This is a genomic window from Pirellulales bacterium, from assembly GCA_036267355.1.
GTDB lineage: Bacteria > Planctomycetota > Planctomycetia > Pirellulales > DATAWG01 > DATAWG01.
The window spans coordinates 1-10,573 of record DATAWG010000126.1 but is presented as its reverse complement, the minus strand read 5'-3'; the positions used below and the strand labels follow the sequence as shown (position 1 = coordinate 10,573).

The window sequence follows — 10,573 nt, the reverse complement described above, 5'->3', positions numbered from 1 at the left end:
CAAGTGCCGAAGACAGGACTTGAACCTGCACTCCCTTTCGAGAACTAGCTCCTGAAGCTAGCGCGTCTGCCAATTCCGCCACTTCGGCTTGCACGTCGGACCTTCGTTTATAGATGGCCACCGACGCCGCCGCAAGAGGCGGTCGAAGGGCTCCAGGCGGAAGGCCAAAAGGCTCAGGCTAAGGACGCGCAAGCGTCCGGTCCCCCGCGCACCTCACAGCCTGTCGCCTCAAGCCTCACAGCCTCTCTAGTGCTTATAAATTTTGTGGCGAGGCCGATCCGAGAGGATCTGCTCCTTGCCCCAATTGGTGACGTCGCGAAACGCTTGGCTCTGGATGAATGACTGAAACGCTTGATCGTCGGACCATTCGCTGATAATCAGATAGTTGCAATCGTCGTCAACATCTTTGAAGAGCTTGGAATCCGTGTGGCCGGGAGCGCCGCGGAGAGCGCCGAGCACGGACTCGAACTTGTTTTCAAAATCGGCTTGCTTGCCTTCGATGACGTGATAGTTCATTCCGACGGTGATCATTTGCTGGCTCCTGATCTGCGTGGTGCGACGAACGATAACCTCCCGCACACTAGCCCGAAGTGGTAGCGAGGATTCTTCGCCGCACGAGGCGTTCTCTGCCTCGCTAACGCTTTGGGCTGGTGTTTCGCGACAATGCCGAGTGTGACCAAAGCCTAAACGCCGCGCTGTCCGCTGGCAATCCCTGGCGCATGGCGTGGGCCCAATGGCGCGCGGCGATCCTCCGCCCGAGGCTCTGCCGAAGGGGTTCCCTGTCTGGCCGCGATCGGTTTTCTATCTGCGGGGGATATTCAAGTATGCTGCGATTCATCACCGGCGTTCGAGAAGCGTCGGTGGCGGCCGCACCAGGCCGGAAACACGGCAGCCCCACCGAAGAACGCACTTTAGAAAACGCTCTTCGGACAGGAAGCGGGGACATTCATGCTTTGAGGTACGAAGGCATTCCGCAGCCTTCGGCCGCGATTTCTCCTCAAGCGTCACAGCGTCAAGCCTCACTTCCTCAAGCGTCACAGCCTCAAGCCTCAAGCCTCACAGCTTGCAGCTTACAGCCGCGTCGCGTTGCCGGCGATGTAATCGACGTAGCCGATCATCATCTCATCCCACGTCTGATCGCCCCAGCGGATCGCTTTGGTCGGATCGGGATTCGCCGGGTTGTCGGCCGAGTTGTCGAAATGGGCGACGCACTCCAGTCGCGTCCCTTTCGGCAGGTGGATCGGTTTTGCGCAGCGATAGTTACTCTGCCAGGCGAAGCTGTATCGCGGCACCGAAAGCAACGTCTCGCTATGGCCATCGGGATAGACGGCCCGATAAAGAAAATCCTTGCCGCGCAAGTGCATGTGCGGCATGAAGGACAGAATCGTGACATCCTGCGGCAATTTCATTTCGGCATCGACTTCGAAATTCGCATCGCCGGGCGGGATCAGAAAGCGATGGTTGCCAATGCCATGTGTGGCGACATTGTATTTCGGTGGCTCGGGCCCCTTGCAAAAGATCAGCCCGAGTTGCGAACGATCTTTTTCCTCTTTGCCCGTCGGCGTGTAGTGGACTTGCCAGACGATTGTCGCCCCGGCCGGGATTCGGCGGCCGACGCCCGGCGGCAAGACGAGCGCCATATCGCCCGGCGCCGTGCCCGCGATCCATTGGTCTTCGATGCGATGCTTCGAGCCGTTCGGATCGCGATAGAAGGCGATGATATGGTGAACGGCCGCCCGATTGCCGGGCCGGGCCTCGGCCGCCTGCACCCACATGTCTTGTTTGAAATTGGTCGGCGTTTCGAAATACTGATACGGAACCGTCCCGCTTGCCGGAACCGTCACCTCGCGGGGCAACTCGAACACGACGTCGGGCTTGCCGATCGTCCAGCCTTCGGCGAATTCGCGTCGCGGCGGCAATTGGGATTTGTCCCCCATTGGCGTGCCCGCATCAACCCACGCCACAAGCGTGTCGAGCTGCTCTTGCGATAGCCGGCGATCGTTCGAAAACTGTCCGAAGCGCGGATCGGCGTGCCACGGGGGCATCCGCCGCTGGAGCACGACCTCGCGAATCATTTCCGACCAATGCATGGCCGCTGCCGGCTCCAGAAGCGAAAACGGGGCGGCAGTGCCCGGTCGATGGCAGCTTTGGCACTTATCTTGGAGAACCCGCACGACCTGGTTGCAATAAGTGACTTTTCCTTTGGTCCGGTCGGCCAACCCGCGCTCACAGTGGCCGAACAAGCAACCCTGTGCGGAAGTAGACGAAATGGAGACTTTCTTGTGCTCCAATAGCTCATTAATCGCGATTTCCAGGTCGTTCCGTTTTGGCGTGTCCCGGTGGTACTCATAGCCGTAGCGGTCGTCGATCCGGCCGTGGTAGCGGATCACGCCCCGCGCATCGAGCACGAAGGCCTCCGCCGTTCGCTCGGCGCCGACGGATTCGAGCACCTGTTGGTCGTGGTCGAATAACGCCGGCAAGGTCAGCTTGAACTGCTTTTGCTGGGCCGCGACTTTTTCAGCCGTGTCGCTGGGGCTGGAATAGACGGTCAGAAATTGCACCGATCGATCCGCGAACTTTTTTGCCAGCTCCTCGATGATCGGCAGATATTCGTTGGCGATCGGACACTGGCTGCTGACGAACACCAGAACCACGGCCTGCTTGTCGGCATAGTCGGCCAGCGACTTGGTTTGGCCGCCGGCATCTTTGACGACGAAATTCGAGACTCGCCGGCCGATGAGCTGGGCCACGGCGTTTGTCGCCGCCGGCTTACCGGCGGTTTCCTTCATAACCGGCGGCTCGGCCATGGAGCGATTGAGCCATGCTGCCGCCGCCAGAGCCAGCGTCATGGCAGCTAAAAGCGCCGAGCGTAATTTGGATCGTCCCACCCGCAGCACGGGCGTTCGGTTGAATTGCATCTGTGGAGAACCTTGTACGGATCAGTTCGCGAACGCAGGGAATGCCTTCCAATCCTACCCGAATTTGGTGATTCCTCCAAAGAAGGATCGGGATCGGAATGCCGGCTGCATCGCGTTGTATGCCTCCAAGAAATAGGCGGCTCATGCGCCCAAATGATGCAGATAATTCCATTTGAGAGCTGGCCCATAATACTGCATTTTCGCCTCGGAGCGAGATTTCTCGTGCCTTCGCCGTAACGGCATCTCGAACCGAGATCCCCTCAATGGCGGCACGAAAAGTGCTCTTCGACCGGTCTCCATCGTGGCCGATCGACAATCAACTACGCAAGGGAATGAGTCGTATGGTGAGTCAAGGCACTGATGCGGGAATGGTGGCATTGGGGCATGCCCGGCTGGCAGCTTGTCCGTATCCGGTGCTGAGGCGGGTGCTTTGTGAATTTCAGCATGGCGTTCTGACGTTGCGAGGCCAACTGCCGACGTTTTTTCACAAGCAAATGGCCCAAGAAGCCGTCGGCGGTCTGGCCGGCGTCCGGCAAGTGGTCAACCAAATCGAAGTCGCGGTGGTAAATCCGCTGGAATTCACCGCGCATCGCTAGCGAGCGGCGGTTCGTATTTCTGCTGATCGAGTGGCAACCAATCTGGATGTTGCCGATTCTCTTGCGGGCTGCGAGAGGAATTCTGTTGCGCTTGATTCATTGCGCCGCTTGAAACTGCTGCAGTTGCTCCACCGGTAACTCGTCGACGCGCCAATCTTTTACGATCTTGATGTGCTTCAGATACGGAAATTCTCCTTTGGCTCGCCGCAACTCCGCCAGCGGCGGCTCGCTGTTTACGCGGTGCATCGCCCATCCTTCCAATTCCGTGCCAACCCAGATCGTATCGCGATCCAATATTGCGGCCCCGGGGACGAGCCTTGGCCCGGCGTCGCAAGAGACCTCAACGACCCGCTCGCCGTCCTGACCGAAAAACCATGCCGGAAGCACTTGGCTCCTGGTGAAGCTGATGTCCCGATCGCGAAAAGTCGCGAGCGAGTCTGTCTCTCGCTGCCATTCCCGGTGCCCCCACGCGCGAAGCCAATTGGTTCCGCCGCCGACCGCGAGCACGACAAACAGGGCCACCCAATATCGCTTGCCAATCCCCAACGGGCGCCAGCGATATATCGACGACAGCCGGTGGGATAAAGCCATGGGCGAACGGCAGGATGTGCAGCGTGCTGGAATCCGCTCGCCGGATCGTACCCCCGGTCGCGAACCGGCGTCAAGCAAATGGCGGAAGCCGCAGCCTTCGCACGAATTGACTCGCGCCTTCTTCTGCGATGGAGCGTAGAGAACGGCCGGCGGCGGCTCCCCGCGCGTCGATTGTGTCAGGCTGGAAAGCCTGACCTACGGTTTTACATCGTCCCTTCCGCTGGGTCGGCGGCGCGCGGTTCTGGAGCTTCCACGACGCCGGGACGTTGCTTGCGTTCGGTGTTGGTGCCGGGGGCGATCCAGGGGCTAGTCGATGTTTCGTCGATGATCTGCCGCATCTCTTGGCCGTCGATCACTTCGCGTTCCATCAGGCGCTTGGCCAAGGCCTCGAGCGAGGCCCGGCGGCTTTCCAAAAGAGCGCGGACCTTTTGGATCGATTCGTCGATGATCCGCCGCACCTCCTGATCGATTTCGCGGGCCGTCTGTTCGCTATGGGCCGAGCCGCGCGTCATGTCGGGGCCGGCGCCGGCTAGGAACGGCGAACGCGAGCTTTCCCTGAGGCTCATCCGCCCCAGCAGGCTCATGCCGTAGTCCATCACCATAGCCCGGGCGATTTCGCTCGCCCGTTCCAAATCGTTTTGGGCGCCGGTCGATATGTCTTCGAAGACGATCTCTTCCGTGATCGTGCCGGCCAGAAGCACCTGCACGCGGGCTTCAAGCTCCGATTGCGTCATCAGGTAGCGATCGTCTTCAGGCCGCTGCATGGTGTAGCCCAAGGCGGCCAGCCCGCGCGGGATGATCGACACTTTGTGGACGGGATCCGTGTTCGGCAAGCTGTACGCCACGAGGGCGTGGCCGCTTTCGTGATAGGCGACGCGGAGCTTTTCGTCGGGGTGGATGACGCGCTTCCGCTTTTCCAACCCGGCGGTGACGCGCTCCACGCCTTCGTTGAATTCCGCGATGCCGACCGAGGCCTTCCCTTTCCGGGCCGCGAGCAGCGCGGCTTCGTTGACAAGATTGGCCAAATCGGCGCCGACGAATCCGCTCGTGATCGTGGCGATCTCACGGATATTCACATTTGCATCGAGCTTCACATTTTGAATATGCACCTTCAAAATGTCTTCCCGGCCGCGAACGTCGGGCCGATCCACCAGCACATGCCGATCGAATCGCCCCGGCCGCAACAGGGCCGGATCGAGCGTTTCGGGCCGGTTCGTGGCCGCGAGCACGATCACGCCGCTATTGGAATCGAAACCGTCCATTTCGACCAACAAGGCATTGAGCGTTTGCTCGCGTTCATCGTGTCCGCCGACGACGCTCGTGCCGCGGGTCTTGCCGAGGGCATCGAGTTCGTCGATGAAAATAATGCAGGGGCTTTTGGCCTCGGCCTGCTGAAACATATCGCGAACCCGGGCCGCCCCGACGCCGACAAACATTTCGACGAAATCGCTGCCCGACAGGCTGAAAAACGGCACTCCCGCTTCACCGGCGATGGCCTTGGCCAATAGCGTTTTGCCGGTGCCGGGCGGCCCGACCAGCAAAACACCCTTGGGAATTCGGCCGCCGAGCGTCTGGTAGCGCTCGGGAGTGCGGAGAAAATCAACGACCTCGCGCAGTTCCTCGACCGCTTCGTCGATGCCGGCCACGTCGTCGAACATGATGCCCAGATCTTCCTGGGCATACATTTTCCCGCGGCTGCGGCCGAACGCCATCGGCGAGCCCGCGCCCCCCATCCGCCGAAAACCAATGATCAGCACGGCAACAATGCAAAACGTGAGCGCGATCGTCGGCAGCCAATAGGTCTTCCAACTGCCGGCCGATTCGGTCACGTCCCAATTGATGTTGTGCGCCTTGAGCGCTTCGCGGAGGTCCTTGTTGTCGTAGGCCGGATTGTTGTTCACTCGGAACGTGACTTTGTGGTCGGCCGAATCCGCCCCGCTCGGCGCCGCTTCGGACGGAGTCATCGACTTCGGACCGTCGACGGCGAGCGGCGCCGCCGCGATTTCCTGGCGGATCGCCTTCCCGCTGATCTCCTGCGGACCAATGTGGATATCGCCGGGATTGCTGTAGCGCACCTGGTGCGCCGGATCGTTCGGATCTTTGACCACGACCGAGCCGTTGTCGATCAACCGCGTCAGATCGCTGTAGGGAATTTGATACGACTGATCTCGCTCGACGTAGAGCACGAGCAGCAGAATCACGATTCCGACGGCGGCGAGAGCCCAGGCGAGAGGGGCGTTGACGGGCGGGGAGCGTTTGTCAGCCGGTTTGCGGAGCGGTTCGGACGGTTTGCGGGGCGTTTCGGGGCGGTTTTCCATACCGGGGCGTGGTCCGGGGCGGGCTCGGTCGTTGAAAATGGCGGCCGCCGCACTCCAGAGCGACAGGAAAACCGCTTCCTCTATCCTATGTCCTGCCCGATTCGGGTCAATCGGCTGCCCGCGGGGCGGCGAGCGCTCTGCGCCACTAAACCACGAATCCTTTGTAGGGGCGACGAAAACGCCTTTATTGTAGTAGGCACGCTCCGTGTGCCGGCGGCGCAACGCGACGCGTTGCGCCCAGAACGGTGCGGACGGCACACGGAGTGTGCCTGCTACTTTGATCGCGGCTCCGCCCGCTCTGCGATTGTTATAACCGTAATGCCGACCTAGAATTGCGATAACAGATCCGCCCGCTACCGCGCCCAGCGACGCTTGCATGACCAACCGCCCGACTTATGTCGCAGTGCTCGGTTCGACCGGTAGCATCGGCCGCAATGCGGTCGAAGTGATTTCTGGCTCTAGCGGACGGTTGCAAGCGGTGTTGCTGTCGGCCCATCGAAGCTGCAAGCTACTGTTGGACCAAGCCCGGCGACTGCGACCCCGATGGGTGGTGGTGACCGATCCGGAGGCGGGCGCCGCTGCCGATTGGAACGGCTTGGCCGAGGGGACCGAAGTGCTTTATGGCCCCGAGGCACTCAATCGGCTCGTGGTGGGGCCGCAAATCGATGTCGTGCTAGCGGCGATCGTCGGGGCCGCCGGATTGCGGAGCACTTGGGCCGCCCTCGAGGCCGGCAAGACCGTCGCGCTAGCCAACAAAGAAACGCTGGTGATGGCCGGCGCACTGGTGATGCGGCTTGCGGCGGCCAGCAGGGCGAAGATCTTGCCGGTCGACAGCGAGCATAGCGCCATTTTTCAGGCCTTGCACGCCGGCCGGCGCGACGAAGTTCGCCGCGTTGTGCTCACGGCCAGCGGCGGACCGTTTCTTCGTCACACGCCGGAACAACTTGCCGAGGTGTCGGTCGCGGAAACGCTCGTGCATCCCACGTGGAACATGGGCCCAAAAGTCACCGTCGACTCGGCAACGATGATGAACAAGGCGCTCGAGATTGTCGAAGCCCGCTGGCTGTTCGACCTCGAGCCCGAGCAGATCGAGGTGGTGGTGCATCCGCAATCGGTGGTGCATTCGTTGGTCGAGTTCATCGATGGTTCGACAATCGCACAGATCAGTCCGCCCGACATGAAGTTGCCGATTCAATATGCGCTCAATTATCCGCATCGGCGGAGCGGGCCGGCGCCGCGGATGGATTTCGGCCGCGTGCTACAATTGAGCTTCGAGCCGCCAGCCGGCCAGCAAGCCGCCGCGCTGCGGTTGGGCTGGGAAGCCGCCAAGGCCGGCGGTTCGACCGGCACGGTGCTCAACGCGGCGAATGAAGCGGCGGTCGGCCAGTTTCTCATCGGCCGGCTTCCGTTCGACCAGATTGTTCCCGCTTGCAAAGCGGTGGTCGAGCGGCATGCCTTTGAAATGAATCCGACGTTGGATCGGATTTTCGAAATAGATCGGTGGGCTCGAGAGGAGACATTGCAGTGGATCAACCGCTGTTCGAATTGACGTGGGGACATTTTGCCCTGCTGGGCACCTTGATGGACACGCTCCATTGGGTGCTGCCGATTCTTGGCGCCGCCGTGGCGTTGGGCTTCGTGATCTTCGTCCATGAATTGGGCCACTTCGTCGTCGCCAAGCTGTGCGGCGTGAAATGCGAAAAATTCTTTCTCGGCTTCGACATCGCCGGCAAGAAGCTGTGGAGCGTCCAATGGGGCGAAACCGAATATGGCATCGGCGTCTTGCCGCTCGGCGGCTACGTAAAAATGCTCGGCCAAGACGACAATCCGGCCAGTGCCGCCGAAGAACGCGAACGGGCCAAGGCTAAATCCGCGGCGGCAGCGCAGACGGCCGCATCGGCGACTCCCGAGCAAATTGCCGCCGCGGAAGCTGCCGCAAACAAATCGGCCGATGCGCAGCGGCATTCCGGCGCCGGCCTGCAGGGCGATATTCCCCACGAGCCAACCGCCGAAGACCACGAAGCATTCGACCCACGCAGCTACATGGCCAAGAGCGTGCCGCAACGGATGGCCATTATCTCGGCCGGCGTAATCATGAATCTGATCTTCGCCGTGATCTTCGCCACGGTCGCCTATCGCTGGGGCGTCAGCTATATCCCCTGCGTCGTCGGCGAAGCGATTCCCGGCGATCCGGCATGGACGCAGGGCATCCGCCCCGGCGATCGCATCGTCCAATTCAACCACGACAAACCGAGCCAGCATCTCCGCTTCGATAGCGATTTGATGATGGGCGTGTTGTTCACCGGCGCCGGCAACGATCTGCGGCTCATGATCGATCGGCCGCCGATAAACCCACAGAATGACGCTCAAGCAGACGGCAAGCCAAAGCGAATCGAGCTCACCGTCCGCCCGACCGATGCCCATAAAGCCGAACAGGGAGGACGGAGCGTGATCGGCGTCGCCCCGGCCAGCAGCAATCAACTCGCGCTGGTCAGCGATTCCGCATCGCCCACGTTTCCCGACACTCCCGCCGCCGAGGCCAAGCCAGCCTTGAAAGGGGGCGATTGGATCGTGGCGGCTAGTGTCGATTCGGAAAATCATCCGCTCGAAAACGGCGTCCAAATCGAAGCCCTATTGGCTCAACACGCCGACGAGCAAATCACGTTCAGCGTAAGCCGCGATGTGCCGGGCAATCCGCCCCCCGAGCCCGAAAAGCTCGCAGTCACCCTTGCCCCCACGCCGCTCCATAGCCTGGGCATCGTGATGCAGATGGGCCCGATCGCGGCGGTGCAAGATGGTTCACCCGCTGCCGCGGCCGGCCTTCGCGCCGGCGACGTGATCGAGTCGGTGGGCGGCAAGCCCGTCGACGATCCGCTGCGATTGCCCGATGAATTGGCCAAACTGGCCGGCAAACCGATCGCGATTGAAATTCGCCGCACGGAAGCGGGGCATGAATCGAAGCTCACTTTGCACCCGACCCTGCGCGCCCCGCTCGACTACAACCGCATTCCAAGCACCCTCTACAATTGCGACGCGCTGGGGATCGCCTATCCGGTGTCGAACGTCGTGGCGGCGGTGTTGCCCGATGCGTCGGCCGGCGCCAAAACGCTTCAGCCGGGCGACAAAATTCTCTCGGCCCAATTCCTGCCCACCGACGATGAGAAAAAGCAGTTCGCAGAGGGTCCGAAATTTCCCACCGAGCCGCTCAAACTGACCGACGGCAAGCTTTCCTGGCCCGATCTGGCCGCGGCGGTGCAGATTTTCCCGACCGGCGTGAAGGTGAAACTCACCTATCAGCGCGGGGAAAAAGGGGCCGACCAAGTTGCGACCGTAAACACGATCAGCGTGCCGGGCGCCCATTTCCCAGGCCGCGGTTTCCTGTTGCAGCCGATGATGGAAATTCGCAAGACCGACTCCTGGACCGAAGCCGGCCGCCTGGGCTGGCGCGAAACCAAAGAATCGGTGATGCAGATCGTCACCACGCTACGCAAAGTCGTCAGCGGCGGCGTGTCGCCCAACGGTCTGGGCGGACCAGGCACGATCGCCGTGGTGGCCGCCGATAGCGCCAAGCAAGGCATCCCCAAGCTGCTGATTTTTCTCACGCTTTTGAGCGCCAACCTGGCCGTGATCAACTTTCTGCCGATCCCGATCCTCGACGGCGGCCACATGATGTTTCTATTGTACGAAGGCATCCGCGGCAAACCGGCCAGCGAACGCGTGCAAATGTACCTGACCTATCTGGGCTTGGTTTTCATTTTGACGTTGATGATCTTCGTGATCGGCCTCGACATCAGCCGCCTCGTCCATTGGATCATGTCGCTGTTCTAATGCTACCGCCGCAGATATTCGAGGGGCCAAAAAGGGGGCCAAAAAGGGCCAAAAAGGTGTCAGGAACCGTTTTCTTGACGCCGGCGGGCTAATTTGTTAGGTTCCTCGGCATGGGAAGGCCGCGGCGAGCCGACGCTGGAGGTTTTGTCTACCATGTGCTCAACCGCGCGAATGCGCGATTGCCGATTTTCGAGACGCCCAGCGACTATCAGGCCTTTGAAAAGGTGCTCGCGCAAGCCGTCGAGCGCGCCGGCACGCGGCTGCTCGCCTACTGCTTGATGCCCAACCATTGGCACTTGCTGGTCTGGCCGCGGAAGGATGG

At 61.2% G+C, this 10,573-nt stretch carries 8 protein-coding genes and 1 tRNA gene; 4 read left to right on the top strand and 5 right to left on the bottom strand.

Annotation, left to right across the window (positions count from 1 at the left end):
• Positions 1-4 precede the first annotated feature (4 nt).
• The 3 genes from VHX65_19810 to VHX65_19800 all read right to left on the bottom strand — a co-directional run bounded on the left by VHX65_19810 (position 5) and on the right by VHX65_19800 (position 2,849).
• A tRNA-Leu gene (locus VHX65_19810) sits at positions 5-88 on the bottom strand.
• 158 nt (positions 89-246) lie between these two features.
• Positions 247-531: an antibiotic biosynthesis monooxygenase gene (locus tag VHX65_19805; protein HEX4000804.1), complete on the bottom strand. Its 285-nt coding sequence runs from the start codon at positions 529-531 to the stop codon at positions 247-249.
• 539 nt (positions 532-1,070) lie between these two features.
• Positions 1,071-2,849: a redoxin domain-containing protein gene (locus VHX65_19800; GenBank protein ID HEX4000803.1), complete on the bottom strand. Its 1,779-nt coding sequence runs from the start codon at positions 2,847-2,849 to the stop codon at positions 1,071-1,073.
• Between the two features lie 332 nt (positions 2,850-3,181).
• Between VHX65_19800 and VHX65_19795 the strand changes: the two genes are divergently transcribed.
• Positions 3,182-3,514: a BON domain-containing protein gene (locus VHX65_19795; GenBank protein HEX4000802.1), complete on the top strand. Its 333-nt coding sequence runs from the start codon at positions 3,182-3,184 to the stop codon at positions 3,512-3,514.
• Between the two features lie 96 nt (positions 3,515-3,610).
• Here VHX65_19795 and VHX65_19790 read toward each other — a convergent pair whose 3' ends face one another.
• The gene (locus VHX65_19790; protein ID HEX4000801.1) at positions 3,611-4,105 is read right to left on the bottom strand and encodes a hypothetical protein; all 495 of its coding nucleotides are present in this window, start codon (positions 4,103-4,105) and stop codon (positions 3,611-3,613) included.
• 203 nt (positions 4,106-4,308) lie between these two features.
• The gene (gene ftsH / locus VHX65_19785) at positions 4,309-6,423 is read right to left on the bottom strand and encodes an ATP-dependent zinc metalloprotease FtsH (protein ID HEX4000800.1); all 2,115 of its coding nucleotides are present in this window, start codon (positions 6,421-6,423) and stop codon (positions 4,309-4,311) included.
• A gap of 376 nt (positions 6,424-6,799) precedes the next feature.
• Here ftsH and dxr point away from each other — a divergent pair, with 376 nt between their 5' ends.
• From dxr to VHX65_19770, 3 genes are all read left to right on the top strand, one after another.
• Entirely contained in the window at positions 6,800-7,972 is a 1,173-nt protein-coding gene (dxr, locus tag VHX65_19780; protein ID HEX4000799.1) for a 1-deoxy-D-xylulose-5-phosphate reductoisomerase, read from the top strand.
• Positions 7,948-10,251 carry a site-2 protease family protein gene (locus tag VHX65_19775; GenBank protein ID HEX4000798.1) on the top strand — a complete coding sequence of 768 codons (2,304 nt, stop codon included), beginning with the start codon at positions 7,948-7,950 and terminating at the stop codon, positions 10,249-10,251. Before dxr ends, VHX65_19775 begins: the two co-directional genes overlap by 25 nt.
• 110 nt (positions 10,252-10,361) lie before the next feature.
• Positions 10,362-10,573 (top strand): transposase (locus tag VHX65_19770; protein ID HEX4000797.1); only part of this gene is annotated, 212 nt, incomplete at its 3' end.

What these genes read in the sequence shown, in the direction of transcription:
- VHX65_19805 (HEX4000804.1), bottom strand. Translation starts at nt 531, where the DNA reads ATGATCACCGTCGGAATGAACTATCACGTCATCGAAGGCAAGCAAGCC.
- dxr (HEX4000799.1), top strand. Translation starts at nt 6,800, where the DNA reads ATGACCAACCGCCCGACTTATGTCGCAGTGCTCGGTTCGACCGGTAGC.
- ftsH (HEX4000800.1), bottom strand. Translation starts at nt 6,423, where the DNA reads ATGGAAAACCGCCCCGAAACGCCCCGCAAACCGTCCGAACCGCTCCGC.
- VHX65_19800 (HEX4000803.1), bottom strand. Translation starts at nt 2,849, where the DNA reads ATGACGCTGGCTCTGGCGGCGGCAGCATGGCTCAATCGCTCCATGGCC.
- VHX65_19795 (HEX4000802.1), top strand. Translation starts at nt 3,182, where the DNA reads ATGGCGGCACGAAAAGTGCTCTTCGACCGGTCTCCATCGTGGCCGATC.
- VHX65_19790 (HEX4000801.1), bottom strand. Translation starts at nt 4,105, where the DNA reads ATGGCTTTATCCCACCGGCTGTCGTCGATATATCGCTGGCGCCCGTTG.